At 65.1% G+C, this 25,257-nt stretch carries 36 protein-coding genes; 16 read left to right on the forward strand and 20 right to left on the reverse strand.

Annotated elements, in window-relative coordinates; all coding sequences use genetic code 11:
• Positions 1-53 precede the first annotated feature (53 nt).
• Positions 54-926, forward strand: a complete 873-nt coding sequence (locus tag BST27_RS01060; RefSeq protein ID WP_069419016.1) for a 3-hydroxyacyl-CoA dehydrogenase family protein — start codon at positions 54-56, stop codon at positions 924-926.
• A 9-nt stretch (positions 927-935) separates the two neighbouring features.
• Here BST27_RS01060 and BST27_RS01065 read toward each other — a convergent pair whose 3' ends face one another.
• The gene (locus tag BST27_RS01065) at positions 936-1,187 is read right to left on the reverse strand and encodes a hypothetical protein (RefSeq protein ID WP_069419017.1); all 252 of its coding nucleotides are present in this window, start codon (positions 1,185-1,187) and stop codon (positions 936-938) included.
• Positions 1,188-1,454: 267 nt separating this feature from the next.
• On the opposite strand from BST27_RS01065, the gene BST27_RS01070 reads away from it, so the two are divergent.
• Positions 1,455-2,201: an SDR family NAD(P)-dependent oxidoreductase gene (locus BST27_RS01070; RefSeq protein ID WP_069419018.1), complete on the forward strand. Its 747-nt coding sequence runs from the start codon at positions 1,455-1,457 to the stop codon at positions 2,199-2,201.
• A gap of 80 nt (positions 2,202-2,281) precedes the next feature.
• Here the strand turns inward: BST27_RS01070 and BST27_RS34400 are convergent, their stop codons facing one another.
• Complete coding sequence (locus tag BST27_RS34400; RefSeq protein ID WP_264000437.1) at positions 2,282-2,413, reverse strand: hypothetical protein; 132 nt, start codon at positions 2,411-2,413, stop codon at positions 2,282-2,284.
• 234 nt (positions 2,414-2,647) lie between these two features.
• On the opposite strand from BST27_RS34400, the gene BST27_RS01075 reads away from it, so the two are divergent.
• A complete protein-coding gene (locus BST27_RS01075) occupies positions 2,648-2,992 on the forward strand; it encodes a nuclear transport factor 2 family protein (protein WP_069419019.1) in 345 nt (114 codons plus the stop codon).
• 3 nt (positions 2,993-2,995) lie between these two features.
• On the opposite strand, the gene BST27_RS01080 is transcribed toward BST27_RS01075, so the two are convergent.
• The 3 genes from BST27_RS01080 to BST27_RS33080 form a co-directional block, all read right to left on the reverse strand.
• Positions 2,996-3,445: a YbaK/EbsC family protein gene (locus BST27_RS01080; protein WP_232007253.1), complete on the reverse strand. Its 450-nt coding sequence runs from the start codon at positions 3,443-3,445 to the stop codon at positions 2,996-2,998.
• Positions 3,442-3,552, reverse strand: coding sequence for a PE domain-containing protein (locus BST27_RS01085; RefSeq protein ID WP_079219556.1), 111 nt, complete (start codon positions 3,550-3,552; stop codon positions 3,442-3,444). Before BST27_RS01085 ends, BST27_RS01080 begins: the two co-directional genes overlap by 4 nt.
• A gap of 235 nt (positions 3,553-3,787) precedes the next feature.
• On the reverse strand, positions 3,788-3,937 hold the full coding sequence (locus BST27_RS33080) for a hypothetical protein (RefSeq protein ID WP_156789263.1): 150 nt from the start codon (positions 3,935-3,937) through the stop codon (positions 3,788-3,790).
• 235 nt (positions 3,938-4,172) lie between these two features.
• Between BST27_RS33080 and BST27_RS01095 the strand changes: the two genes are divergently transcribed.
• Entirely contained in the window at positions 4,173-4,646 is a 474-nt protein-coding gene (locus BST27_RS01095; RefSeq protein WP_069419022.1) for a hypothetical protein, read from the forward strand.
• Positions 4,647-4,854: 208 nt separating this feature from the next.
• On the opposite strand, the gene BST27_RS01100 is transcribed toward BST27_RS01095, so the two are convergent.
• Positions 4,855-5,703, reverse strand: coding sequence for an SDR family oxidoreductase (locus tag BST27_RS01100; protein ID WP_069419023.1), 849 nt, complete (start codon positions 5,701-5,703; stop codon positions 4,855-4,857).
• A 218-nt stretch (positions 5,704-5,921) separates the two neighbouring features.
• On the opposite strand from BST27_RS01100, the gene BST27_RS01105 reads away from it, so the two are divergent.
• Both BST27_RS01105 and rsrA read left to right on the forward strand, forming a co-directional pair.
• A complete protein-coding gene (locus BST27_RS01105) occupies positions 5,922-6,572 on the forward strand; it encodes a sigma-70 family RNA polymerase sigma factor (RefSeq protein WP_170062257.1) in 651 nt (216 codons plus the stop codon).
• Positions 6,569-6,883 carry a mycothiol system anti-sigma-R factor gene (gene rsrA, locus BST27_RS01110; RefSeq protein ID WP_069419025.1) on the forward strand — a complete coding sequence of 105 codons (315 nt, stop codon included), beginning with the start codon at positions 6,569-6,571 and terminating at the stop codon, positions 6,881-6,883. Before BST27_RS01105 ends, rsrA begins: the two co-directional genes overlap by 4 nt.
• Positions 6,884-6,902: 19 nt before the next feature.
• Here rsrA and BST27_RS34930 read toward each other — a convergent pair whose 3' ends face one another.
• Positions 6,903-6,977 carry a 50S ribosomal protein bL37 gene (locus BST27_RS34930; protein ID WP_089025046.1) on the reverse strand — a complete coding sequence of 25 codons (75 nt, stop codon included), beginning with the start codon at positions 6,975-6,977 and terminating at the stop codon, positions 6,903-6,905.
• A gap of 201 nt (positions 6,978-7,178) precedes the next feature.
• On the opposite strand from BST27_RS34930, the gene BST27_RS01115 reads away from it, so the two are divergent.
• Together BST27_RS01115 and BST27_RS01120 are read left to right on the forward strand one after the other, a co-directional pair.
• The gene (locus tag BST27_RS01115) at positions 7,179-7,394 is read left to right on the forward strand and encodes a biotin/lipoyl-binding carrier protein (protein WP_069419075.1); all 216 of its coding nucleotides are present in this window, start codon (positions 7,179-7,181) and stop codon (positions 7,392-7,394) included.
• Positions 7,395-7,404: 10 nt separating this feature from the next.
• Positions 7,405-8,898 carry a sensor histidine kinase gene (locus BST27_RS01120; RefSeq protein WP_069419026.1) on the forward strand — a complete coding sequence of 498 codons (1,494 nt, stop codon included), beginning with the start codon at positions 7,405-7,407 and terminating at the stop codon, positions 8,896-8,898.
• Positions 8,899-8,956: 58 nt separating this feature from the next.
• On the opposite strand, the gene whiB1 is transcribed toward BST27_RS01120, so the two are convergent.
• Positions 8,957-9,211 carry a transcriptional regulator WhiB1 gene (whiB1, locus tag BST27_RS01125; RefSeq protein ID WP_036353357.1) on the reverse strand — a complete coding sequence of 85 codons (255 nt, stop codon included), beginning with the start codon at positions 9,209-9,211 and terminating at the stop codon, positions 8,957-8,959.
• Positions 9,212-9,489: 278 nt separating this feature from the next.
• Positions 9,490-10,467, reverse strand: a complete 978-nt coding sequence (locus tag BST27_RS01130) for a diacylglycerol/lipid kinase family protein (protein WP_069419027.1) — start codon at positions 10,465-10,467, stop codon at positions 9,490-9,492.
• A gap of 77 nt (positions 10,468-10,544) precedes the next feature.
• Between BST27_RS01130 and BST27_RS01135 the strand changes: the two genes are divergently transcribed.
• On the forward strand, positions 10,545-10,976 hold the full coding sequence (locus tag BST27_RS01135; protein ID WP_069419028.1) for a hypothetical protein: 432 nt from the start codon (positions 10,545-10,547) through the stop codon (positions 10,974-10,976).
• Here BST27_RS01135 and BST27_RS01140 read toward each other — a convergent pair.
• From BST27_RS01140 to BST27_RS01150, 3 genes are read right to left on the reverse strand one after another with little or no spacing between them, the layout of a single operon-like run.
• Positions 10,928-11,410 carry a GNAT family N-acetyltransferase gene (locus BST27_RS01140; RefSeq protein ID WP_069419029.1) on the reverse strand — a complete coding sequence of 161 codons (483 nt, stop codon included), beginning with the start codon at positions 11,408-11,410 and terminating at the stop codon, positions 10,928-10,930. The genes BST27_RS01135 and BST27_RS01140 overlap by 49 nt on opposite strands.
• Positions 11,407-12,519, reverse strand: a complete 1,113-nt coding sequence (locus BST27_RS01145; RefSeq protein WP_069419030.1) for an isochorismate synthase — start codon at positions 12,517-12,519, stop codon at positions 11,407-11,409. Before BST27_RS01145 ends, BST27_RS01140 begins: the two co-directional genes overlap by 4 nt.
• Entirely contained in the window at positions 12,516-13,115 is a 600-nt protein-coding gene (locus BST27_RS01150; RefSeq protein ID WP_069419076.1) for an acid phosphatase, read from the reverse strand. Before BST27_RS01150 ends, BST27_RS01145 begins: the two co-directional genes overlap by 4 nt.
• A gap of 84 nt (positions 13,116-13,199) precedes the next feature.
• Here BST27_RS01150 and BST27_RS01155 point away from each other — a divergent pair, with 84 nt between their 5' ends.
• Positions 13,200-14,000, forward strand: coding sequence for a ParA family protein (locus tag BST27_RS01155; RefSeq protein ID WP_139804952.1), 801 nt, complete (start codon positions 13,200-13,202; stop codon positions 13,998-14,000).
• Between the two features lie 78 nt (positions 14,001-14,078).
• Here the strand turns inward: BST27_RS01155 and BST27_RS01160 are convergent, their stop codons facing one another.
• Both BST27_RS01160 and BST27_RS01165 read right to left on the reverse strand, forming a co-directional pair.
• Entirely contained in the window at positions 14,079-15,290 is a 1,212-nt protein-coding gene (locus tag BST27_RS01160) for an Rv3212 family protein (RefSeq protein ID WP_069419032.1), read from the reverse strand.
• Positions 15,291-15,327: 37 nt separating this feature from the next.
• Positions 15,328-16,860 (reverse strand): DEAD/DEAH box helicase, encoded by a 1,533-nt coding sequence (locus BST27_RS01165; RefSeq protein WP_069419033.1) that lies wholly within the window; start codon positions 16,858-16,860, stop codon positions 15,328-15,330.
• 283 nt (positions 16,861-17,143) lie between these two features.
• Between BST27_RS01165 and BST27_RS01170 the strand changes: the two genes are divergently transcribed.
• Complete coding sequence (locus BST27_RS01170) at positions 17,144-17,839, forward strand: ferritin-like fold-containing protein (RefSeq protein WP_069419034.1); 696 nt, start codon at positions 17,144-17,146, stop codon at positions 17,837-17,839.
• An 8-nt stretch (positions 17,840-17,847) separates the two neighbouring features.
• Here the strand turns inward: BST27_RS01170 and BST27_RS01175 are convergent, their stop codons facing one another.
• Positions 17,848-18,618 (reverse strand): MmpS family transport accessory protein, encoded by a 771-nt coding sequence (locus BST27_RS01175; protein WP_079219555.1) that lies wholly within the window; start codon positions 18,616-18,618, stop codon positions 17,848-17,850.
• Positions 18,619-18,821: 203 nt separating this feature from the next.
• Here BST27_RS01175 and BST27_RS01180 point away from each other — a divergent pair, with 203 nt between their 5' ends.
• Positions 18,822-19,070 carry a DUF3107 domain-containing protein gene (locus BST27_RS01180; RefSeq protein WP_139804954.1) on the forward strand — a complete coding sequence of 83 codons (249 nt, stop codon included), beginning with the start codon at positions 18,822-18,824 and terminating at the stop codon, positions 19,068-19,070.
• Between the two features lie 25 nt (positions 19,071-19,095).
• Here BST27_RS01180 and fasR read toward each other — a convergent pair whose 3' ends face one another.
• Positions 19,096-19,776 carry an HTH-type transcriptional activator FasR gene (gene fasR / locus BST27_RS01185; protein ID WP_069419036.1) on the reverse strand — a complete coding sequence of 227 codons (681 nt, stop codon included), beginning with the start codon at positions 19,774-19,776 and terminating at the stop codon, positions 19,096-19,098.
• A gap of 155 nt (positions 19,777-19,931) precedes the next feature.
• Between fasR and BST27_RS01190 the strand changes: the two genes are divergently transcribed.
• Entirely contained in the window at positions 19,932-20,957 is a 1,026-nt protein-coding gene (locus BST27_RS01190) for a DUF3152 domain-containing protein (protein WP_069419037.1), read from the forward strand.
• A gap of 183 nt (positions 20,958-21,140) precedes the next feature.
• Entirely contained in the window at positions 21,141-22,328 is a 1,188-nt protein-coding gene (gene moeZ, locus BST27_RS01195; RefSeq protein ID WP_139804955.1) for an adenylyltransferase/sulfurtransferase MoeZ, read from the forward strand.
• An 11-nt stretch (positions 22,329-22,339) separates the two neighbouring features.
• Here moeZ and BST27_RS01200 read toward each other — a convergent pair whose 3' ends face one another.
• Entirely contained in the window at positions 22,340-22,699 is a 360-nt protein-coding gene (locus tag BST27_RS01200) for an Rv2640c family ArsR-like transcriptional regulator (protein WP_069419039.1), read from the reverse strand.
• Positions 22,700-22,800: 101 nt separating this feature from the next.
• Here BST27_RS01200 and BST27_RS01205 point away from each other — a divergent pair, with 101 nt between their 5' ends.
• Positions 22,801-23,235: an ArsI/CadI family heavy metal resistance metalloenzyme gene (locus BST27_RS01205; protein ID WP_069419040.1), complete on the forward strand. Its 435-nt coding sequence runs from the start codon at positions 22,801-22,803 to the stop codon at positions 23,233-23,235.
• 11 nt (positions 23,236-23,246) lie between these two features.
• On the opposite strand, the gene BST27_RS01210 is transcribed toward BST27_RS01205, so the two are convergent.
• Both BST27_RS01210 and BST27_RS34405 read right to left on the reverse strand, forming a co-directional pair.
• Positions 23,247-23,600, reverse strand: coding sequence for a hypothetical protein (locus BST27_RS01210; RefSeq protein ID WP_069419041.1), 354 nt, complete (start codon positions 23,598-23,600; stop codon positions 23,247-23,249).
• Positions 23,601-23,876: 276 nt separating this feature from the next.
• Positions 23,877-24,005, reverse strand: coding sequence for a hypothetical protein (locus BST27_RS34405; protein ID WP_264000439.1), 129 nt, complete (start codon positions 24,003-24,005; stop codon positions 23,877-23,879).
• Positions 24,006-24,093: 88 nt separating this feature from the next.
• On the opposite strand from BST27_RS34405, the gene BST27_RS01215 reads away from it, so the two are divergent.
• Positions 24,094-24,948 carry a TIGR02569 family protein gene (locus tag BST27_RS01215; RefSeq protein ID WP_069419042.1) on the forward strand — a complete coding sequence of 285 codons (855 nt, stop codon included), beginning with the start codon at positions 24,094-24,096 and terminating at the stop codon, positions 24,946-24,948.
• Here BST27_RS01215 and BST27_RS01220 read toward each other — a convergent pair.
• A complete protein-coding gene (locus BST27_RS01220) occupies positions 24,945-25,256 on the reverse strand; it encodes an MGMT family protein (RefSeq protein ID WP_069419043.1) in 312 nt (103 codons plus the stop codon). The genes BST27_RS01215 and BST27_RS01220 overlap by 4 nt on opposite strands.
• Position 25,257: the final 1 nt, after the last annotated feature.

The following is a 25,257-nucleotide window of genomic DNA, read 5'->3' on the forward strand; positions in this document are numbered from 1 at the left end:
TATCATCGTCGTCACTTTGGCCCGGATCGAACAATGCGACTTAGCATGCGTGAGTGACGTCGTACACCTACACCTTCGAGGACATCCGGGACCGCCCGGTCGCGGTGATCGGTGCCGGAACCTTGGGCCGTCGCATCGCATTGATGTTCGCCAGCCGAGGCGGTACCGTGCGAATCTATGCGCGCCGGGCCGAACAGCGCGCCGAGGCGATCCAGTACGTGGCAGACACTCTGCCAAAAGTGGTTCAGGACAGAGGGTTTGGCGAGGTCGGCACCGTGACCGGGACGGACTCGCTCGAAGAGGCACTGGACGGCGCGTGGCTGGCCGTCGAGTCCGTCTCGGAGAAGCTTGAGGTCAAGGTTCCGCTGTGGGGTGAAATTGACCGGGCGGCACCACCGGACACCATTTTCGCCACCAACTCGTCGTCGTTCCCGTCCCGGTTGATGGCCGAAAACGTCCGTGACAAAACACGTTTGTGCAACACGCACTTCTACATGCCACCGCAGATCAACGCCTTGGACTTGATGTCGGACGGCCAGACCGACCGCGGTCTGCTCGACACCCTGTTGGCTGTGTTGCCGGAATTCGGCGTGCATCCCTTCGAAGCCCGCAAAGAATGCACCGGCTTCATCTTCAACCGGATCTGGGCTGCCATAAAACGCGAATCGCTGGCCGTGGTCGCCGAGGGGGTGGCTCGCCCCGAGGACGTCGACGGCATGTTCAAGGTCAATTGGGGAGTTCCGGCTGGTCCGTTCCAGATGATGGATATGGTCGGTTTGGATGTGGTGCTCGACGTCGAAAACCATTACGCCCAAGAGTTTCCGCACCTTCCCAGGAGCGTGCGGGAACTGCTGCAGTCCTACGTGGACGCAGGGAAACTCGGCATCAAGACCGGCGAGGGCTTCTACAACTACACGCAGTCCTGAGCCGCGGTATCAACCGTTACTGAGGACCAGGCGCCAGTTGCCAAACGTCTGAGGATCCGGAACACACCAGAAGTTGTTCCAATTAAACGGCGGTGTCGAGGCTTTCACGGCCGGACCGGCATCCTGACAAGCTTGTCGACTCGGGTAGCTACCCTCGGTCTGGAATGTGTCGGCGTGACCGATGCCCACACCGGTCATCAACCCCGCAGATGCGAGCACACCCGCGGCGGCAACTGTGAACGTCAATCGCTTCATATCCATCCAATCTCCATGCGGTGATCCGCCTCGGCGGACAGCCTTAAGCTAACTCCCGTCGGGCGACTACATTGCCGTTTTCGCCGGATAGCTACGCTTTGTTACAGCGGACCGGCGCTACATTCACGCCGCGCGAGTCGGGTCGCGTAGACGTTCAGAAAGTCCCGCGCCGTCACCCAACCGAATCCACCGACGTCCCCGGGCTGGCACGATAACTTCTGCAGAGGACCCGGCCGGGTTCACCGCGCGGATCAACGAATTGGGGATGACCGAATGAACACCGTCAGCTTCGATTTCACCGGCAGCAATGTCCTGGTGACAGGCGGGACCAGGGGTATCGGCCATGCCATCGCCAACGGCTTCGTCACGGCCGGGGCTGATGTGGTGATCACCGGAACCCGTTCCAGCGCTGAGGATTACGACGACGACCTCAGCGCATTCACTTACCGACAGTGCCGGATTCAAGATCCCGACTCGGTCGATGCGTTGGTCACTTCGCTTGGTGATCTGGACATCCTGATCAACAATGCCGGCGGGGCCTATCCCGCCGGTGACGAATACGACCCGGACGGCTACGCCGCGTCGGTGCAGCAGAACATGCTCGGTCCCATGCGACTGAGCATGCGGTGCTATGAGCGGCTCAAGTCGAGCACGGCCGCCGGTGGTTCTTCGGTGATCAATATCGTCTCGATGGCCGCTTTTCGCTCTGCGGTCTTCGTACCCGGTTACGCCTCGTCAAAGATGGGCTTGCTCGCTTTGACGATGAATCTTGCCCGCAGGTGGGCAGCCGACGGAATACGGGTGAACGCCATCGCGCCAGGACTGATCGACACTCGACTGACGCGGCCCGCCTTGGACATCAAGCAGATCGTGGACGTCGAAATCGGATTTCACACACCGCTCGGCAGGCCCGGAACCCCCCAAGACTGCGTCGGAACGGCCCTGTTCCTGTGCACCGACGCCGCGTCCTACATCACCGGCACCACCGTCGCCGTCGACGGCGGATATCTGACGGTCTGACCGCGAGCAGACGCTAAATCCCCCGTAATGCCTTGCTTACGAGGGATTTTGCGTCTGCTCGCGTTAGTGGTGATGGGGTCTCACGAGGCTTCGACCGGTCGGCGCTGCGGCAGTCGGTGCGACTGAAGTGATTCAGTCTTGGGCTCAGTGATCTTGTGTACCAAGGTGATCAGCGCCGGGAGGATGATCGGGAACATGATCAATACGATCATTCCGGCAATGGTCAAGTAGGGCATCATGATTCACTAGCTCTTTTCGCTGCGGTGGGATGGTGGCGGCGCGACCTTGCGCTTGCGATGAAACGTACTTATGAGCCCGCAGTTTGCGGATGTGACGAGACGACCAAATTGGGCAGCGCTCTCGTGTTGCGGGAACAAAAACCAGCGTTCCCCCAACATCGATGAGATGAATGTGTGCGGCTGACATGTGGCGCACAATGTCCAGTTATGGACCCCGAACAGGTTGTGCTGGCCGAACTGAAGGCGTGGGAGAGGCGCGACGTCGACGCGATCGTGAGCTGTTTCAGTCCCGATGCGACGTGGTCCGATCCGAATGGAACATTCCGCGGTTCTGCCGAGATTCGCAAAGCGGTCGAAGAGTATGTGGGCCGGATGGAGCACGCCGAGATGGAGGTCGTCAACATCGCCGTCACCGGCAACGTCGTGTTGACCGAACGGGTAGATCGGTTCGTCTACGACGGCAACAACATTGCCCAGCCCTTGATGGGTGCCTTTGAGGTGGCGGACGGCAAGATCAACGCCTGGCGCGACTACTACAACATGCCGCGCTGAGACCTACACAGCGATGTCCCATATGACGGCGTCGGTCAACCGGATCAGATCATGCGGAGCCACCGCGACATCCCAATGGCGTCGGCCGGCGCTGCACAGCACCCGTTCCCACCGCAACGCCGAACTGTCCACCACCGTCCGCAGTCTCTTTCGCTGCCCGAATGGTGAGATGCCGCCGACCACGTAGCCCGTACTACGTTCGGCGGCGGCCGGTTCGGCCATGCTGGCCTTCGCCACGCCCAGCGCCGCGGCGGCCGCCTTCAGCGACAGCTTCGAAGGCACCGGAATCACCGCCACCGCCAGTTCGCGGGGCAGCGCGACGATGAGGGTCTTGAACACCTGCTCGGGCGCAATGCCGGTGCCGTTCGACAGATCGCCGATGACCTCGAAGTGCAAGACCTCATGCGGCACACCGGCTTTGACTAGCGCGGCAAGGCCCGGCGTCGCGGTCACGATGCCGCTGCCACACGGTGAGCCGCGCGCACCCCCGAGCCGATCCCGGTCCGCTCCTGGGCCGCGTCGGCCAATACCTCAGGCGACGCGATCACCAACGACGACATGATGGACCTCCTGACGCTCTGAAAAAGGCTGATCTACCAGGGAAGACTGTGCGGCAGGTAAAACGCCTCCGGGTCATGCGCCCGGGGAGCAGGCCAGCGGCTGGCCCGACATGCTCTCCGCGGCCACGTGACCCTGCATAGTCCAGGAACACTACATTGCCATTTCTCACCTTGAGCCCAGGTAGGTGCCGCAGTACGGGCGATGGAGGTCGTCGAGCGCCCAGGGTCTCTGGCGTCACCGCCATCCGCGTATCAGGCAGGTGGTTGCGGCGCAGGCGGTGGCGTCGACCATTGCCGCGGCCGAACCGGCGGGCTCGGCGGACGCCTCCGACTGGTGGGTGACAAACACGTAAGCGGTCGCGCAGCTCGCTGTGATCACGAACACGTTTTCCTGCAGGCTATTCCGGGTTCGTTGACGGGGTGGTGGAAATGGCTTTCGCTGCAACCATTTTGCGCTTCCGTCAACTACGGCCTGCACCAGCGCTTTTGAGTCGATTCGTTTGAAAGTCAAAGAGCAGCAGTCCCTTAAGAATGTGACCACCAATGCATGCTTGGTGTTTCGCGGCTAGTGGCGACGGGTAACCCGTTCATCACCGAACAATAAACGGGAGGAAATTGCGATGAATCTGAAGCGACTGTTCAGCCGTGGAGTGGTTGTCGGTGGCATCGGCTTGACCGCAGCCGGCCTCGGAATGGGCGTGGCGTCCGCGGATCCATTTGTTCCGGCGCCGCCGATACCGGACGTGAATGTGCCGGACGTCAACGTGCCGCCGGTCAACGTGCCGCCGGTGAACGTGCCTCCGGTCAACGTGCCCGATGTGAACGTCCCGCCGGTCAACGTGCCGCCGGTCAACGTGCCGCCGGTGAACGTGCCTCCGGTCAACGTGCCCGATGTGAACGTGCCGCCGGTCAACGTGCCGCCGGTCAACGTGCCCGATGTGAACGTGCCACCGGTCAACGTGCCCGACGTGAACGTGCCGCCGGTCAACGTGCCGCCGGTCAACGTGCCGGACGTGAATGTCCCGCCGGTCAACGTGCCCGATGTGAACGTCCCGCCGGTCAACGTGCCGCCGGTCCACCTGCCAGGAATCTAGATCAGGTAACGCATAACAGGCCAAAAGTCACCACGCTGGAGTCGTCCGGCGTGGTGGCTTTGGCCATTTCAAACCGATGAAATTTGTTGGCGCCAAAGGGTTCTGACGTGACTAGCGCGAACACTGTCGATCTCTGCACGCGCCCGGCCAGCGTGCCTGCGGAGCGGGGGGCGCCCCTGCGCTTGTCTCCCGGGCGGGGGTGCGTCAGCTACGGCTGCTTGTACCCCGGGGGGTTCACACCGTCCACCCAGAAGTCGACGCCGAGCTCACCGCCGGGCACGCAGTCATACACCGACAGGTCGGTCACGCCGTTCTCGACGAGCACGTCCTCGCACAACAGGGTGTTGCCGGTGTACTCCCTCGACGGCTTGTTGAGGATGATGTAGGCCGAGTCGGCGTACACCTCGGGCTTGCGAGCCTTGGCCATCGCCTCGTCGCCGCCGAGCAGGTTCTGCACCGCCGCGGTGGCCACCAGGGTGCGCGGCCACAGCGTGTTCGAGGCGACCCCCTCCTCCCGCAACTCCTCGGCGATACCGAGCGCGCACAGCGTCATCCCGAACTTGGCCATCATGTACGCCGTCGGCTTCAGCCACTGCTTGTCCAGCAGCACCGGGGGAGACAGCGTCAGAATGTGCGGGTTCTCCCGGCCGATCAGGTGCGGGATGGCCGCATGCGACACCGCGTAGGTGCCACGCACCTGGATGCCGTTCATCAAGTCGAAGCGCTTCATCGGCACGTCCTTGATGGACCCGAGGTTGATGGCCGAGGCGTTGTTGACGACGATGTCGATGCCGCCGAACTGCTCGACGGTCTTGGCTATCGCGGACTCCACCGACTCCGGATCACGGACGTCGCCGACGATCGGCAGGGCCTGTCCGCCCGCCTCTTCGAGCTCCTTGGCGGCGGTGTACACCGTTCCCGGCAACTTGGGGTGCGGCTCGGCCGTCTTGGCGATCAGGGCGATGTTGGCACCGTCTTGAGCGGCGCGTTTGGCGATTGCCAGACCGATACCGCGACTGGCTCCGGAGATGAACATGGTCTTGCCGTTGAGGGACATGGCGACACCCTAACGTCCGGCTCCACGGCTCCTGTGAGGCCCCTGGTAACACCACGGAAATAGCGGGCCGACCGGCGCTGTTGACTGGAGCGGTTTCTACTGTCGGTTGCAGCCTCTAGATTGGGGAACGGAGTCCGATGTCAGCGGCAACGAGCCTGTTGGGTGAGCAGCGGTTGGCGTCTTACGACACCGCAACTGAAGGGACCCAATTAATCATCATGGCCGATATAGATGGCTTGACCGGGCCGGAGGTTGGCGAGTCCGCGCCGCATGTCGAAACCGACGCGGAACTGACCGAGCGCTTCGAACGAGACGCCATTCCGCTGCTGGACCAGCTTTACGGGGGCGCGCTGCGCATGACACGCAACCCGGCCGACGCAGAGGACCTACTGCAGGAAACGATGGTCAAGGCCTACGCGGGGTTCCGTTCGTTCCGGGAAGGCACCAACCTCAAGGCGTGGCTGTACCGCATCCTGACCAACACCTACATCAACAGCTACCGCAAGAAGCAGCGGCAGCCTTCGGAGTATCCGACCGAGGAAATCACCGATTGGCAGCTGGCGTCCAATGCCGAGCATTCCTCGACGGGGTTGCGCTCAGCCGAAGTCGAAGCCCTCGAAGCATTGCCGGATACCGAGATCAAAGAGGCGCTGCAGGCGCTCCCAGAAGAATTTCGTATGGCGGTTTATTACGCCGACGTCGAAGGTTTCCCCTATAAAGAAATCGCGGAAATCATGGATACCCCGATCGGGACCGTGATGTCGCGGCTGCACCGTGGCCGCCGTCAGCTGCGTGATCTGCTTGCTGACGTGGCCAAGGAGCGCGGTTTCAACCGTGGTAAGCATGCGCACGAGGAGGTGTCGTCATGAGTGAGCTGTCAGGCCCGACCGATCCGTGCTCGCTGGGCGACGACTCGCACGACTATCTGGGCTGCGCCGAAGTGATCGCCGAGGTCTGGACCTTGCTGGACGGCGAGTGCACACCTGAGACACGCGCCAAGCTGCGCAAGCACCTCGAGGCCTGCCCGGGATGCCTGAAGCATTACGGGCTCGAGGAACGAATCAAGACACTGATCGCGACCAAGTGCCAAGGGGAGCGGGCCCCCGAGGGCCTACGCGAGCGCCTCCGGCTGGAAATCCGACGGACCACGATCATCCGTGGCGGGCAAGAACGGCTCTAGAGCGGCTTGAGCAGCGGCTTTAGGCGTTGGGACGCTTGCCGTGGTTGGCCTTGCTGTACTTGCGATCACGCTTCTTACGGCCGCGCTTGGCCATGTCAGAACCTCCGTAGTCCGTCAGGGCTTGGTACGAGTAGGGCCGCGAATCGCGCCCAGTTGGTACCCAGTGTCTCATGAAACCGGTCAAGGGCCGTCGCTAGCCCGCGCGGCGCAGCCCCAAGCGGCCTTATGGTTCGATATACATGACCCTGATGGACCAGCAGTCAACATGCGGACGGCCGAAACGAGTGGGGTGAAGATGGCCGAGGATGTGCGCGCCGAGATCGTGGCGAGCGTGCTCGAAGTCGTTGTCAGCGAAGGCGACCAGATCGGCAAAGGCGACGTTGTGGTGCTGCTGGAGTCGATGAAGATGGAGATACCCGTCCTCGCCGAGGTCGGAGGCACCGTCAGCAAAGTGAGCGTGTCGGTGGGCGACGTGATCCAGGCCGGCGACCTCATCGCGGTGATCAGCTAGCACCTGAGCAATGTCCACTCTCGGTGATCTGCTCGCCGAACACACGGTGTTGCCGGGCAGCGCGGTCGACCACCTGCACGCCGTGGTGGGGGAGTGGCAGCTGCTGGCCGACCTGTCCTTCGCCGATTACCTGATGTGGGTGCGCCGCGACGACGACGTGCTCGTGTGCGTGGCCCAGTGCCGACCGAACACCGCTCCGACGGTCCTGCAGCGGGACGCGGTGGGCACTGTCGTCACCGCCGATCACTTGCCCCTGGTTGCCGAGACCTTCGTCACCGGCAGGGTTCTGGCGACCGGCGACGCCGAGCAGTCGGAGCAACTGCCCGGCCCGAACATCGCGGCCTCCCCGGTCCGCTACCGCGACCAGGTGGTGGCGGTGCTCACCCAGCACCAAACCGAACTGGCGGCCGAACGCTCGTCGGGCCACCTGGAAACCGCCTACCACGAATGCGCCATCGACCTGCTGCACATGGTGGCCGAGGGCACCTTTCCCGACGTCAAGGACGTGGCGATGTCGCGTTCCACGCCGCGGGCGGGTGACGGCTTCATCCGGCTGGATGTCAACGGCGTCGTGGCGTACGCCAGTCCCAACGCGCTGTCGGCCTACCACCGGATGGGCTTGACCAGCGACTTGGAGGGCCACAACCTGATCAGGGTCACCCGGCCGCTGATCTCCGACCCGTTCGAGGCGCAGGAACTGGCAGAGCATGTACTCGACCTCCTGGCCGGCGGGGCCAGTGTGCGCATGGAGGTCGACGCCGGCGGCGCCACCGTGCTGCTGCGGACGCTGCCGCTGGTCCGCAAGGGGGAAAGTGCCGGTGCCGCGATCCTGATCCGCGACGTCACCGAGGTGAAACGCCGGGACCGCGCGCTGATCTCCAAAGACGCCACGATCCGGGAAATCCACCACCGAGTGAAGAACAACCTACAAACGGTGGCCGCGCTGCTACGGCTGCAGGCCAGGCGGACCGCCAACGCCGAAGGCCGGGAAGCCCTGATCGAATCGGTACGCCGGGTGTCGTCGATCGCGCTGGTCCACGATGCGCTGTCGATGTCGGTGGACGAGCAGGTGAACCTCGACGAGGTCATCGACCGGATCCTGCCGATGATGAACGACGTGGCCTCGGTAGATCGGCCGATCCGCATCAACCGGGTCGGCGATTTGGGAGTGCTGGACTCCGACCGGGCGACGGCGCTGATCATGGTCATCACCGAACTGGTGCAAAACGCGATCGAGCACGCGTTCGACCCCGCCGATCAAGGGTCGGTGACCATTCGGGCGGAGCGCTCAGCGCGCTGGCTCGACGTGGTGGTACACGACGACGGACGCGGCCTGCCCGAAGGGTTCAGCCTGGAAAAGTCGGACAGCTTAGGTCTGCAGATCGTCCGGACGCTGGTATCCGCCGAGTTGGACGGGTCGTTGGGAATGCGGGAAAGCGCCGATCGCGGCACCGATGTGGTGCTGCGCGTACCGATTGGACGGCGGGCCCGATTGGTGGTGTAGGCGCAACAATACGGCCCCGACTTCGTTCGCCGGGGCCGTAAAGTCGCGTATCGAGTCGTCAGACTCCGCTGCGGGCCTTCGTCCGGGCATTGCGGCGCTTGAGCGCACGCCGCTCGTCTTCGCTCATTCCTCCCCAGACGCCCGAGTCCTGGCCGGTATTGAGGGCCCAACCAAGGCATTCCGTGGTCACCGGGCACCGATTACAGACCAGTTTCGCGTCAGCGATCTGTGCGAGCGCCGGGCCACTGTTCCCTACCGGGAAGAACAGCTCCGGATCCTCGTCACGACAGACCGCCCTATGGCGCCAATCCATTAGTCACTACTCCTCACTAAGTGCGCAGCAAGGCGCACGGCGTTTTCTTGGCTAGTTAACGCGTGCGCAAGAAAGGTTCCGTACCCCTCGGATATTTCTGCATGCAACCTTTTGATCGTTTCACAGGCTCACTAGATGTCAATAGCGTTACGCGAGCTCGTGGGCTATCTCACTTCGGCAGTCTCTTACCGAAGCCCTTAGTCCGTTGTACTACACTGCTGTACGAATTGCGCCCAACATTTCCGTCGCGAGCATGTCACATCTTTGATCACCGCAGGTCAGACAGCTTTTTGTGAGGGCGGCGCAACCACCGGAAGTATGTCGCGGACCTCGCGGAAGGTCATGGTTTCGCGCAGGCCGAGGTATTCTCCGTCGAACTGGACGGCGGCCGGCTCCCGCATGCGTGTGACGCGCACGTAACTCACGTCGTCATCGCGGATCAGTTGCTTGGCCTCCAGCTTGGGCCGCTTGGCCATGAGCTGGCGGAGCAATCTGATCGTCGGAATCAGCTTCATGCTGGTGAGTGCGAACAGGCCGAGGCCGGTCTCAAAGCTGCAACCCGGGTTGGTGACCATCGGCCGGTTGCTGCTGTAGGTCCACACGTTCGTGTTGCACACCCAGGCGAAATGCACGCCCGGAATGGGCTCGCGCTCGGGGAGCTCCAAGATGAGGTTCGGCTCGCGGCGGCTGAACCGCACCGAGACCGGCGTCGCAATCCGCCAGTAGTTCAACGGCGTGACCTTGACGCCCTGACGTCGCTTCTCTTCGACCGCGGCGACCACCTCCGCGTCGACGCCGACGCCGGCGTTGACGATCGCCCAGACCTCGCCGCAGTCGATCAGGCCGATGCGGCGCCAGTTCCCGGTGCGCTCGTGCACGTCGAGCAGTTGGATCAGCTGGTTGCTGGCCGCGGCGGGGTCTGTCGGTATTCCCAACGCCCTGGCCAGCACATTCGCTGAGCCGCCGGGGATGATTCCGACCGCGGGCACGTTTGCGCGCAGCTGGTCGGGTGCCGCCTGGTCGGGGCGGCCGAGCATGCCGTTGACCACCGCGCTGACCGTCCCGTCGCCACCGTGCACGACGACGAGGTCGTAGCCGTCGGCGGCGGCGACCTTGCCGAGTTCGAAGGCGTGGCCGGAGTACGCGGTCTGCTCGACGGTGAGTTCTACGCGGCTTTCCAGGGCGTGCGCCACAAGTTCACGAGCTGCGGGCGTGATGCTGGTGGCAATGGGGTTGACGATCAACATGGCACGCATGAGGCAAGAGCTTAGGGGGCGTAACGACCTGGCCCGGACAGCGACTGCGCAATGTCGGCGCCGACTACGCTGACGCTGTGAACGCTGCAGCCCCGACCACCGTGCGCCGCGCAGGCTGGATCGTCGTAGGGCAAGGCGCCGCGGCACTGGTGATGGCCGCCGCGTTGGTGGTGCGCAGCATCGCTGGAGCGGACCAGCACGTCGTCAACGGACTCGGCACCGCCCTGTGGTTTGTGCTGATTGGGGGAGGGGTGCTGGCAGGCGGGTGCGCCCTGCTGGCCGGCAAGCGCTGGGGCCGCGGCTTGGGTGTGTTCACTCAACTGTTGCTGCTGCCGGTGGCGTGGTACCTGGCCGTCGGATCGCATCGCCCGCTCTACGGAGTCCCGCTGGCGCTCGTGTCGCTGGCCGCACTTGTGTTGCTGTTCAGCCCGCCGTCGCTGCGTTGGGCGGCCGGCGATGATCAGCGCGGCCCGGCGAGCGCGGCCAGTTCGGGGCCGGATAAGCGATAGGTGGTCCACTCGGACTGGGGTCGTGCGCCAACCCCGTCGTAGAGCGCGATGGCATCGACGTTCCAGTTCAGCACCGCCCACGACAGCCGCGTGTAACCTTTGTCGACGCATTCGCCGGCCAGCGTCGCCAGGAGTCGACGGGCCAGACCGCGGCGTCGGAACGCCGGTCGCACGTAGAGGTCCTCCAGGAAAATGCCCGGGACGCCGTCCCAGGTGGAAAAGCTCAGAAACCACAGCGCCATCGCGGCGACGTTGCCGTCAACGTCGGCGACATGCCCGAATACGGTGGGATTTTCACCGAAAAGTGCTGCGGCAATTTGTGGTTCGGTGACGGTGCATTGTTCGGGTGCCCGTTCGAACGCCGCGAGTTCGTGAATCATGGCCACGATGTCGGCGGTGTCTTTCGGAGCGGCGCGGCGGATGCTGTCAGTCACTTCTTCACTCCCAGCGCGTTCAGTATGGTGGCGAACTTCGTTGTGGTTTCATCCACTTCGTCATCGGGATCGGATTCTGCGACGATGCCGCCACCGGCGCGGGCCAGCGCGGTGCGGCGATCCGCGGACAACTGTGCGCAGCGGATCGACACCACCCAGCGGCCGTCGCCGCGCGCGTCGCACCAACCCACGGCGCCGGCATAGAAGCCGCGGTCACCTTCCAGCTCCGCGATGAGCTCGACGGCGTCCTTGGTGGGGACTCCGCCGACTGCGGGAGTGGGGTGCAGCGCTAGTGCCAGATCTATTGCTGTCGTTGATGTTTCGCGCAGTACGCCGCTGATCGGGGTGCACAGGTGCCACACGGCCGCCGTGCGGCTCAGCTGTGGTTCGGGCGCGATGGTCAGCTCGCGGCACAGCGGCTCCAGCGCCGCACGCATGGTCTCGATGACCAACTGGTGCTCGTGGCGGTTCTTTGCCGAACCGGCCAACGCGGCCCCGTTGGCGGCGTCGCGGTCGGGGTCGTCGGCGCGCGGGGCGGAGCCGGCAAAGGGTTGGCACACCACCCGATCGCCGAACCGCGCGACCAGAAGTTCCGGGCTGGCGCCCACCAGCGCCGCCCCCCGGTAGTCTGCACCGGCCGGGGTCAGGTCGACGAGGTAGCCGTAAGCCGTCGGATCGGCCTGAGTCAGCCGACGCAGGATGATGCGGGTGTCCAGCGGGGCATCGGCGGACAGTGGTAAGGCCCGTGCCAGCACCACCTTGCGTAACGAGTTGTCCGCTGCTGCAAGGTGATCCCTAGCGCGGCCAATCCGCTCGCGGTACTCGGCCCGCGGCGGGACGGAAGAGCCCACCCGCACCGCCGGCAACGGTCCGGTCGGCCAGTCGGGCGGCCTCTCGGATCGGCGGACTGTCCGCGGCGTGATCAGCGCCGCCGGCCGCGCCACGTCGAAAGGCAACGCGCCTAACAGCATTGGTGCGTCGCCGGAACGCAGCGCTGCCTGCGCCGCCCGCACGTCGCTGAATTGCGCCGTGACTCCGTCGGCAACTAACGTCCCCCCGGGCCCGCTCAGTACGAACGGCGGTTCGCTGGGCCAATTGCTCGAATTCACAAGTCCAGATGCCCCTGCAGCCCGAGTGCGATCAGCTGGCGCACCCCGTGCTCGAACCCGCAGACCGCGATCGATGCGGTGACCATGCCGAAGCGGCTGCCCTCGCGGATGGGTAGCTCGAGCCAGCGGGCGATCACCGCGCGGGAGAAGTGCCCATGGCTGACGAACAGCACGTCGCGGGATTCCATGTGCTCGAGCGCCAGCGCGATGGCGAGGTCGGCGCGGTCGCTGACCTGTTCGGGGGTCTCGCCTTCCGGGCAACCCCGCGTCCAGACCAGCCAACCCGGTTCGGATTCGCGGATTTGCGCCGTCGTCAGCCCTTCGTAGGAGCCGTAGTCCCATTCGGCGAGCAGCGGAGAGACCTCATCGACCGTGAGGTCGGCCAGTTCGGCGGTGACCAGAGCCCGTTTACGAGGGCTGCTGATCACCAGTGGGTCCGAGAGCCCGAGCTCCCGAATGGCCCGTCCGGCCAGCTGGGCCTGCATGCGACCGGCTTCGGTCAGGTCGATGTCGGTTCGGCCCGTGTGTTGGCCCGATTTCGACCATTTGGTTTCACCATGGCGCATCAGCAGCAGTCGGTGGTTGTGCAGGCCCATGCCGAGATTGTGCCCGAGACACGCCAAGGCCATGCGGGGCCTGCTGCCCCGACCGGAATGAGCGATACGTGTCAGGATGGCCTTGTGACAGAAATGCGGGTACTGGCTGTGGCCAACCAGAAGGGTGGGGTGGCCAAGACGACCACGGTCGCCTCGCTGGGCGCGGCAATGGTGGACAAGGGACGGCGAGTGCTGCTGGTCGACCTGGATCCGCAGGGCTGCTTGACCTTCTCGCTTGGCCAGGATCCGGACAAGCTGGCGGTCTCGGTGCATGAGGTGTTGCTCGGTGAGGTCGAACCGAACGCCGCGCTGGTGTCGACGGTAGAGGGAATGACGCTGTTGCCGGCCAACATCGACCTGGCCGGTGCGGAGGCGATGCTCTTGATGCGGGCCGGCCGCGAGTATGCGCTCAAGCGGGCGCTGGCCAAGCTGGCCGACGACTTCGACGTGGTGATCATCGACTGCCCGCCGTCGTTGGGCGTGCTCACGCTCAACGGGTTGACCGCCGCCGACGAGGTGATCGTGCCGCTGCAGTGCGAGACGCTGGCCCACCGCGGGGTGGGGCAGTTCCTGCGCACGGTCGCCGATGTCCAGCAGATCACGAATCCGAAGCTGCGGTTGCTGGGCGCGCTGCCGACCCTCTACGACTCGCGAACCACGCACACACGCGATGTGCTGCTCGACGTCGCGGACCGATACCAGCTGCCGGTGCTGGCGCCGCCGATCCCCCGCACGGTGCGCTTTGCCGAAGCCAGCGCGTCGGGGGCTTCGGTGCTGTCAGGCCGCAAGAACAAAGGCGCGATCGCCTACCAGGAGTTGGCGCAGGCGCTGCTCAAGCACTGGAAGTCCGGCAAGCCGCTGCCGACGTTCGAAGTCGAGGTCTAGTTCTCCGGCGAGCAGACGCTAAGTCGTACGAAAACCGCACAATTTGTATGAGTTCGCGTCTGCTCGCCGGAGAAAGTGTCAGCCGAGTACGACGACGGTGTCGCCGCGCTGTTCGATCACCTTGGCGCCCGAGACGATCGGGACGACCGGTGCGTCGCTGGGCGGTCGGTCCACCGGAATCGTGCGCAGGTATTCGCCGTTGACCGGGTCATACACGCCGAGACCACCCGTGATCGGAACCAGCAGCTGACTGGCCATCATCACGCCAGGTCCGAGCACACTCACCGTCTCACCCGCGGCGATCGTGTAGCGCTCGGTGAGGTTGGTCGCATCGAAGACGATCACCTGGTCGCCGGTCCACCACGTCACGACGCTGCCGGACTGCGACACCACGGCGGCGGACGACGGCGGTTTGGACAACGACTTGGTCGACACGACGGCCCCGGTCTGGTCGACCACGTCGACCCTGGGTTGCGGTGCCGGCAGGTACACGGCGGTGTAGGTCTGCGACATGACGAGCACCCGGGCGCCCGAACCGGGCCTTACCCCAGGTTCGGGCACTGCGTGCTGTTCGGGTTCGTCTTCTTCCTTGCCCGCGCGCAGCAGCAGCAGCTTCAAGTCCTGGTTGTCGCACGACTCGAGCACCGATACCCCCGACGGGCCGGCCGCTGCCGATTCCAGGACGCATCCCGAGTTCAGGCCGCGGTTCACCGGTTTCACCCGCGCGTCGGTCTCGCCGTAGGACAGCATCCGCACCATGTCGGAGCGCCATTGCTCCAGCCGGGTGTTGCCCGCCGACAACACCGTTGAGCCGTCGGAGGAAAGGCGCACGTGATCGTCGGCGTAGCTGCTACGGGCGGGCCCGCGGCGACCGGTCGATCCGTCGATCGTGCTGACCTGGCCGCAGCCGCGGCCGTCGCGATACACGGCGACGGCATAGTGGTAAACCCAGCTCACTCCGCACAAATCGGTGTCACGGGCGTAACTCCACAGCGATTCACCGGTGGTCGGGTCGCGACCTTCCACCTGGCGGCCGTTGGCGGTGACCACCGTGCCGCCCACCGCCACCGGCACGCGGGTGCCGGGGCTGGGCGCGGTCCACAGTTGCGTGAGTGACTCGGGGACCTCGCGCGCCGGCGTCGGGTTGGTTGCCGGAACGGCGGCGGGCCTGCTGATCGTGGCGCGGGCGTCGCTGGTCCACCAGATCAGCGCCGCTACCACGACCACGACAACCACGATCGCCGCGGCGGCAATGATGTCGCCCTTGGTGCGGCGTTCGGGTTTGACCATGCGGGAGCGCGGCCTCTAGCGCGGTTAGTGGGCCGACTCAGCTGGCCGACACGGCGGCATCGGCGGGCTTGCGGCGGCGACGGCGACGGCGGGCGGTCCCGGAACCGCCGGACGGCGACTCGGGTCCAGCGCACGTCCCGGCCTCAGCGGGAGTTTCGCTGACCGTGGTGCCCGTCGGGTGCCCGGTAATCGGCTTCCCGCCGCGGGTGCGCCGACGACGGCTACCGCTTCGGGCGCGCGGCGGCTTCTGCTCGACGCCCTCCGACTCCCGCGTTTCCCGTGTCTCACGACGGGTGGACGACGTCTTGTGGGGCTTGCCGATCGAACCCCCGGCGTCGGTCGGGATGTCGAGTTCGGCGTAGAGGTGCGGCGAGCTGGAATAGGTTTCCGCCGGGTCAGGCGAACCCAGACCCAGCGCCTTGTCGATCATCATCCAGCGGGGCAGTTCGTCCCAGTCCACCAGCGTGACCGCAACGCCCGTGCGGCCGGCCCGGCCGGTGCGGCCGATCCGGTGGACGTACATCTTCTCGTCTTCGGGGCACTGGTAGTTGATGACGTGAGTGACGTCGTCGATGTCGATTCCACGAGCGGCCACGTCGGTGGCGACCAGTACGTCGATTTCCCTGGACCGGAACGCCTTCAGCGCCTTCTCGCGCGCAATCTGTCCCAGGTCGCCGTGCACTGCGCCCACCTTGAAACCGCGCTCGTTCAGCTCGTCGGCAACCTTCTGAGCGGTGCGCTTGGTGCGGGTGAAGATCATCGTCGCGCCCCGGTCGCGGACCTGCAGCACCCGGCTGACCAACTCCACCTTGTCCAGCGCGTGCGCCCGGTAGACGAACTGCTGGGTGGTGTCGTGGACGGCCAGCGAATGCGGCGCCTCGGCCCGGATGTGGGTGGGCTGAACCATGAAGGTGCGGGCCAGCGTGATGATCGGGTCCGGCATTGTCGCGGAGAACAGCATCGACTGGCGGTCCGCTGGTATCTGACGCAGGATGCGCTCGATGTCGGGCAGGAAGCCCAGGTCGAGCATTTCGTCAGCCTCGTCGAGGACCAGCACGGACAGGCCGCCGAGTTGCAGGTGACCCTGCTGGCTCAGGTCGAGCAGCCGTCCGGGAGTGCCCACCACGACGTCGACGCCCTTGTGCAAAGCGTCGACCTGCGGCTCATAGGCACGTCCGCCGTAGATGGCGACCACCGACAGGGGGCGTTCGCCGTTTTCGCCCGCCTTCAGGTTCTTGGCCGCCAGGGTCAGGTCGCCGGTCACCTGGATGCACAGCTCGCGGGTCGGTACGACGACCAGCGCCCGAGGAGCACCCGTGAGCGGCCTGGTCGCGGTGTTAGAGGTGATGCGTTCCAGCAGCGGCACGCCGAACGCGAAAGTCTTGCCCATTCCGGTGCGGGCCTGGCCGATGACGTCTTCGCCGGCCAGTGCCAGCGGCAGGGTGAGTTCTTGGATGGCAAAGGGCGACTCGATGCCCTTTTCGGCCAGAGCACGGACTATTTCGTCGCGGACGCCAAGCTCGGCAAATGTTTTCGGGGTGGTTTCTGTTGTGCTTTTAAGTGCGGTCATACGCTGGTGAAGAGCCTCTCGGTGAGCTGTCGTTCTGTGTCGGTTTTTTCTCTATCGCGGTCCACGCGCGCACGAGTTCCGACTCCGACTGTCTCGCCGAGCCACCGGCCCGCCGCCCGATCTGAGCGGGGCCAGTCATGTGCACGCACATTTCGCTGGCAGCGACTCCAGGATTCAATAATGAAGACAACTGCACGAAAATTGCAGCCACTGCCAATACCCATCATAACGGGTTGTCCAGCGGGCTCCCCCGGCTATTTACCGTGCCTATTAGAGTGTGCCCATGCCTTCGCCCTCTTCCGCCGACCAGGTGGCCGACTCGTCCGGGCCCCGGCTGCCGGCGGATCATCCCGGCATCAACGAGTTTTTCGCGTTGCTGGCGTATGGCGAGGTGTCGGCCTTCTACCGGCTGACCGAAGAGGCGCGCATGGCACCGGACCTGCGCGGACGGATCTCGATGGCCAGTATCGCCGCCGCCGAGATGGGGCATTACGAGTTGCTGCGCGATGCGCTGGAAAAGCGCGGGGTGGATGTGGTGCCGGCGATGTCGAAGTACGTGTCGGCTTTGGAGAATTACCACCGTTTGACGATGCCCAGTACGTGGCTGGAAGCGTTGGTAAAGACCTACGTCGCTGACGCCTTGGCCGCCGACCTGTATTTGGAGATCGCCGACGGTTTGCCGGACGAGGTCGCCGACGTTGTGCGCGCGGCGTTGGCGGAGACGGAACATTCGCAGTTCGTCGTCGCCGAGGTGCGCGCCGCGGTGACCTCCAGCGGTAAACAGCGCAGCCGGTTGGCGCTGTGGGCCCGTCGGCTGCTGGGCGAGGCGATCACGCAGGCCCAGTTTGTGCTGGCCGACCACGACGAGCTCGTCGACTTGGTGATGGCCGGGACGGGTGGCCTTGGTCAGCTCGGGTCCTTCTTCGACCGTCTGCAGCAGACGCACGACCAACGGATGCGTGAACTCGGGCTGAGCTAGCCCTCAAGCTACTTTGTGCAGGTCGCGAGCATCCCGTCGCTGCTGGACGCAACGACCAGTTGCCCCTGGGCATTGGTGATCGTGCAGCTGAGGTGCCCCCCGAGGCTGGTCGCGATCACCGACTCGACCTGCACGCCCGGGTTGAGGACCACAACCTTGGTCCATGGCAGCGCGACGTTGACCTCGGTCTGGGGGAAGCCCTTTTCGTCGGTGTAGATGACCGTCACCAGGTCGAAGAGCTGCTTGGTTCCGGTCACGCTGTAGACGACGGTGCGGGGAGTCAGCGCCGCGCCCGGGGGCGTGGCAGTGCGCGGCAATGTCGGCGCGGCGGTGGGCGGTACCCCGGGCAGGCTCGCGGTCGGGGGTGTCGTCTGAGGTGTCAACGTAACGACCGTCTCCGGCGGCAGGGACGGGATATTGGCGCTGGGCGGGCTGCTGGGTGTCGTCAAAGCCGGGGCGCTTGACGGCAGCGTGGTCCGCGTCGCGGTGGAAACCGGCGGCCGGCTGGGGATCACGGTGGCCTTTGTCGTCGCGCTGTCCCCGCTGTTGATGATGACGGCGGTCGCGATGGCGCCGACGGCGATCACCCCGCCGAGGAGCGCCGTGACCGGGCGCCACCGACGGTCGGCCGGCCAGGCGAGCTCGGCGTAGCTGTAATCGGCTTCGTCATCGTGGTAGCCGTCATCGCCGTAGCCCTGGTCGGCTCCGTTGTCGTAATAGCTCTCGTCGTCCGGGTAGTCCTGGACGTCGTCATGGAGCGTGCGCGTGGTGGTACTGATGGTGCCAATGTTATTGATGAGGCATTGGCAAAGCGGCCGACGAGAGCGGAGTTGGCCAACACTAGACCGACCCTAGGCCGAATTGTGATGGTTCCGGATAGTGCGCGTTGCCGTCTGCGTCAGGCAGCCTTAGCGGCCGTCAGCGGCGTCTACTAGCCTGCTGCTGACACGCTGCGATGGAATACCAACGGAAGGGGGCCCCCGTGGAGGTCAAGATCGGTATCACGGACAGTCCGCGCGAGCTGGTGTTTTCCAGTGCGCAGTCGCCCGCAGAGGTCGAGGAAACGGTCAGCGAGGCACTGGCCGGCGGCTCGAGCCTGTTGAGTCTCACCGATGAGCGCGGCCGGCGCTACCTGGTCAACACCGCCAAGATCGCGTACGTGGAAATCGGGCCTGCCGATGCCCGCCGAGTCGGCTTCGGGATCGGAACCGACATCATCGCCAAGGCATAACCGCTGCTCGCGGCGCCTGGCGGGGTCAGTTGCGGGCAAGCGGCACGTGGGAAAGCCCGCCCCAAGCGAACTGCACGGTGCCCTCGACGGCGTCCGATTTTGAAATCGGGCGATCGGAATCCAACCAGTACCTAGCGGCGTCGACGCTCATGCCCACTAGGCCGACCGCGATCATGCGGGCGCGGTGTGGGTCCAGGCCGGAGTCCTCGGCGATCAAGGCGAACACCGCATCGATGCAGGATTCGGTGGCGACGCGCACTTGGGCGGCCACCTCCGGCTCGGTGACGTAGTCGTTCTCGAAGATCAGCCGATATCCCTGGCTGTCGTGCTCGATGAAATCGAAGAACGCCTGGACGGCCGCGTGCAGTCGGCCTCGGTTGTCGGTGGTCGTACGCAATGCGTCCTGCACACCGGTGACCAAGTTGTCCACGTGCCGGGACAACACCGCCAGGTAAAGTTCCAGCTTGCTCGAAAAATGTTGGTACAGAACGGGTTTGCTTACACCAGCCCGGTCGGCGATCTCGTCCATGCCCGCCGCGTGATAGCCGCGGTCGACAAAGACGTCGCTGGCCACGACCAGCAACTGGCCCCGGCGCTCGTCGCGGGGCAACCGGTTGCCGCGTCGATTCGCGGGTGCGGCCTCGGACGGCCGCTCGCGGTCGTTCGATCTCACGGCACGACGCGCCGCCTTAGTGAGATCGCTCATTGGTCCTCATCTGATTCCATCGTCCGCCACCCGTCCCGTCCCCGTGGCGGCATCGTTGTCGCAACGACATTACTACCTGCGCCGTCTCCCCGACTGATCGGCGCATTCGGGCGCGCCAGGAACGCAGTCAAGCCAGGTTGTGCGATCCTGGGGAAATGACGTCCCCGCGGCCTGTGCGCGGCACTGGCCGAGTGCCGGTGCTGCGCGACGAGTGGCGTGAGCCCCTGCGTGCCCAGCGTGACCCGCTGGCGCAGTCGGCGGGACGGCCCCGGACCCAGCGCGACAGGCCACGCCAATGGCGCAAGCAGACCTGGCTGGGCAGGTTTGTCTCGACCTACGGCTGGCGCGCATATGCACTGCCGGTGTTGGCAGTGATCACCGTGATGGTGATTTATCAAACGCTGACCGGAGCCAACGGTCCGAAAGAGGCGGCCGCGCAGACTCCGCAACAACCACCCGAAATCGGTGTGGTGGGCACATCGATCTTGGACACCCCGCCGCGGGGGCTCGTTGCGTTCGACGCCAACCTGCCGGCCGGGACGCTGCCCGACGGCGGCCTGTTCACCGAGGCGGGCGACAAGAGCTACCGGGTGGTTCCCGGCTCGACGCCGCAAGTCGGTCAGGGCACCGCCAAGGTGTTCAGGTACACCGTCGAGATCGAAAACGGTCTGGACCCGACGATGTACGGCGGGGACAACGCGTTCGCCCAGATGGTCGACCAGACGTTGGCGAATCCCAAAGGCTGGACCCACAATCCCCAGTTCGCCTTCATCCGGATCGACAGCGGCAAGCCGGACTTCCGGATTTCGCTGGTGTCGCCGGTGAGTGTGCGGGAAGGCTGCGGCTACGAGTTCCGCCTCGAAACTTCTTGCTACAACCCGTCGTTCGGTGCCGATCGGCAATCACGGGTGTTTGTCAACGAGGCTCGCTGGGTGCGCGGGGCGGTTCCGTTCGAAGGCGACGTTGGCTCGTACCGGCAGTACGTGGTCAACCACGAGGTGGGCCACGCGATCGGCTATGTGCGCCACGAACCGTGCGACCAGGAGGGTGGCCTCGCCCCGGTGATGATGCAGCAAACGTTCTCGACGGCCAATGACGACGGTGCCAAGTTCGACCCCGATGAGGTCAAGCCAGATGGCAAGACCTGCCGGTTCAACCCGTGGCCGTACCCGATCGCCTGAGCCTCGCGCACATAGTCGATTCTTGGGTGTCGAACGTCACATTGGAGTGGCGCTCGACGCCTAGCGTTGCGCCAGCGTGACGCTCGGTGCGGCGGCGGGAAGAGTGTCGGGGCTGTTTGCCGTTGATTGAGCCAGCTGCTGTGATGGTGAGAGCAGTTAGATGAAGCCGAGGAGATGCTTTCGGTGTCGAGTTCGCTGCCGCCGCTGGTCGCGCCCGCACCCGCGCTGACCAGGGAAGAGGTGGCACGCTACAGCCGCCATCTGATCATTCCCGACCTGGGTATTGACGGGCAGAAGCGGCTGAAGAACGCGCGGGTGCTGGTCATCGGCGCCGGCGGGCTGGGGTCGCCGACGTTGCTGTACCTGGCCGCCGCCGGAGTTGGCACCCTCGGCATCGTCGATTTCGACGTCGTCGACGAGTCGAATCTGCATCGTCAGATCATTCACGGCACGGCCGACGTCGGGCGCCCCAAAGCGCAGTCGGCCCGCGATTCGATCGCGGCGATCAATCCGTTTGTCGACGTGCGGCTGCACGAGTTCCGGCTGGGAACCGACAATGCCGTCGACCTGTTCAAGCAGTACGACCTGATCCTGGACGGCGCCGACAACTTCGCCACCAGGTACCTGGTCAACGACGCCGCGGTGCTGGCCGGCAAGCCGTACGTGTGGGGATCGATCTACCGGTTCGAGGGTCAGGTGTCGGTGTTCTGGGAAGACGCTCCCAATGGCCGCGGCTTGAACTATCGCGACCTTTACCCGGAGCCGCCGCCCCCCGGCATGGTGCCGTCGTGCGCCGAAGGCGGGGTGTTGGGCATCATCTGCGCGTCGATCGCGTCGGTGATGGGCACCGAGGCGATCAAGCTGATCACCGGGCTGGGGGAGTCGTTGCTCGGCCGGTTGATGATCTACGACGCGCTGGAGATGAGCTACCGGACCATAAAGATCCGCAAGGACCCGGCGACGCCGAAAATCACCGAATTGGTCGACTATGAACACTTCTGCGGCCTGGCGACCGGCGACGCGACCGACGACGCCGACGACGCCGCCAACTCGACAATCACGCCGTCCGAATTGCGTGCGTTGCTGGACTCGGGTAGCAAGCTGGCCCTGATCGATGTCCGTGAACAGGCGGAGTTTGACATCGTGCATATCGATGGCGCACAGCTGATTCCGAAGTCTTTGATCACATCCGGAGAGGGCCTGTCGCAGCTGCCGCAGGACCGAAAAGCGGTGTTGTACTGCAAGAGCGGCGTGCGCTCGGCCGAGGCGCTGGCCGCGGTGAAGAAGGCCGGTTTCTCCGATGCGCTTCACCTGCAGGGTGGAATCATGGCGTGGGCCAAGGAGATTCAGCCCGACATGGTCATGTACTAAAGGCAACCCGGCTAGCTGCAGCAGTTCGGATCCAGCGCGGTGCACAACGCCTGCAGCGATTCGCGTCGCACCCGGTGAAAGACGTTCATGCCTCGTCGTTCTGATGCCACCAGCCCGGCCTTGCGCAACTGGGTCAGGTGGTGACTGACCGTCGACTCGGTCAACCCGAGCGCGGCGGCCAACTCTCCGGGCGATTCCTCCCCGGTTGCCGAGCCGAATAGCAACGACACGATCTTGACCCGGGTGGGGTCTGCGAGCGCGCGCAGGCGCAGTGCGACTTCCAGCGCGTCGGCGTCGCTCATCGGACCCGCGGCCACGGGGGCGCAGCACACCGGCGCGGTCGTGTCGATCAGCGGTAGGGCTCTGGGCATGACACCATCCTGCCAGAGAGTTTGACATATATCAAAAAGGTGGCACCCTGAAGACGGGACTATTTCGATATATGTCTCATAACCTCGAAAGGAGCGATCCCATGTCTCGTGTCCAACTCGCCCTGAACGTGGACGACCTCGACGCAGCAATCACCTTCTACAGCAAGCTCTTCGGCGTGGAGCCGGCGAAGGTCAAGCCTGGCTACGCGAACTTTGCGATCGCTGACCCGCCGCTCAAGCTTGTCCTGCTGGAGAACCAAGGGTCCGGCGGCGGTCTCAATCACCTTGGCGTCGAGGTGGCCTCCAGCGAGGCGGTGCGCGCCGAGACCGCCCGCCTCGTCGAGGAGGGTCTGGTCACCGCAGAGGAGACCAACACCACCTGTTGCTATGCCACTCAGGACAAGGTGTGGGCCACCGGGCCGAGTGGCGAGAACTGGGAGATCTACACAGTGCTGGCCGATTCCGAGGTCTTCGGTACCGGTGGTGACCACTCGGCCGAGGACACCGCGGCCCCCTGTTGCAGCGGGACCCGCTGACTAGCGCGCGCCTAAGCCGGCCCGTTGACCCCGGGCAGGCCAAAGATCTTCCCGGCGGCGCCACCGATGCCGCCGGGTTGGCCGAGGACGCCGGCACCGCCGTTCCCGCCGTTGCCGAACAGCTGGGCGCTTCCGCCGTTGCCGCCAATGCCCGTGACGGGGCTAGGCGGCAGGGCGGGGGCCGCACCGGCATTGCCGCCGACGCCCGCATCGCCCCATAGCAGTTCCGGTGCCGGCGGTCCCGCCGTTGCCGCCCGTGGGCCCGAGCCCCTCCCGCCGGCACCGCCGTGGCCGAACAGCCCGCCATTGCCTCCGGCGCCGCCGAAGCCGGCAAATTGGCTGGTGCCCGCGATATGGGTGCTCAAGTTATCTGTAGGAACATTGCCGCCGTTGCCGCTGTTGCCGCCTGTCCCGCCATTGCCACCGTAACCGGGTGGAGGTGATGCCCCGCCAAGTCGCTTGCCGCCGCGGTCAGATACTCAGGAACAGCGCTCACCCATGACATCGCGGACCTCCGAACGACAATTTCGAAAGGTCCGGTAGTAGTACGTGACCTAACAACAAATTTGCTGCACCGCTGATGCTAGCCGGGCCGGGCCGGGCCGGAGCATTTCGTTTTGTGAACATCAGGTCAGCGCAAATTACACATCCCAGTTCGGTGCTGCGCCCACGCCGCCACCGCCACCAGCCGCCGCCCAGATCGACGGTGGGTCATCGCCGGGGTGGTCGGCCTCGGCCGGGCTGGCCGAGTGGCGGGGTGATAATTGCACCAACGCTCGAAGCAACGGACGATCGTGCCCGCAACACCCCGAGCGTCACATCGCGGAAGCTATCTAGGGCTCTACTAGGCTGACCGATGTGACCGTCGAGCCACCGCCCGAACATGTGCTGACGGCGTTCGGTTTGACCGGCGTGCAGCCCGTCTCATTAGGTGCCAATTGGGAAGGCGGTTGGCGATGCGGCGAGGTCGTGCTGTCGCTCGTGGCCGACCATGCCCGGGCCGCCTGGTCCGCCAGGGTGCGCGAGACATTGTTCGTCGACGGCGTGCGGCTGGCGCGGCCGGTTCGCTCCACGGACGGCCGGTACGTGGTTTCCGGCTGGCGGGCAGACACCTTCGTCGCCGGCACTCCGGAAGCGCGCCACGATGAAGTCGTCTCGGCCGCCGTGCGTCTGCACGAGGCCACCGGCAAGCTGGAGCGCCCCCGATTCTTGACCCAGGGCCCGACCACGCCGTGGGCGGACGTCGATGTGTTCATCGCCGCCGACCGCGCCGCGTGGGAAGAACGGCCGCTGCAGTCGATCCCGCCGGGGGCGCGGACGGCCCCAGCGACGGCAGACACCGAGCGTTCGATCGAACTCATCAATCAGCTGGCAACGCTGCGCAAGCCGACCCGCAGCCCCAACCAGCTGGTGCATGGAGACCTGTACGGGACAGTCCTTTTCGTCGGTAGCGCCCCGCCCGGCATCACCGACATCACGCCGTATTGGCGTCCCGCCTCCTGGGCGGCCGGCGTCGTGGTCGTCGATGCGTTGTCCTGGGGCGACGCCGACGACGGTCTCATCGAACGGTGGAGCGCGCTGCCCGAGTGGCCGCAGATGTTGTTGCGGGCCTTGATGTTTCGCCTAGCAGTGCATGCGCTGCACCCGCGATCCACCGCCGAGGCGTTCCCGGGGCTGGCCCGCACCGCGGCGTTGGTGCGAATGGTTCTCTAGGGCTTGTCCGTGGGGAATTCGTAGCGTACTTCGCTCAGCGCAACCTTGCCGTCGACGGCCAAAACTCCTTCTGCCCGCAGCAGTTCCAATTGCCGGGAGGTCAGGTGTCGTGCCGGCCGTCCCGAGGCTGTGATTACCCGGTGCCAGGGCAGGTCTGAAGAGTCGGTCCGCATTATCCAGCCAACGATCCGTGGGCTGGAAAGTCCTGCGACGGCGGCGATGTCACCGTAGGTCGAAACCTTGCCCGGCGGAATGGCCGCGACCAGCGAGCGCACCAGCTCCACCTGTTCGTCAGTGATCTGCGCCATG

The organism is Mycobacterium intermedium (assembly GCF_002086275.1).
Taxonomy (GTDB): Bacteria; Actinomycetota; Actinomycetes; order Mycobacteriales; family Mycobacteriaceae; genus Mycobacterium; species Mycobacterium intermedium.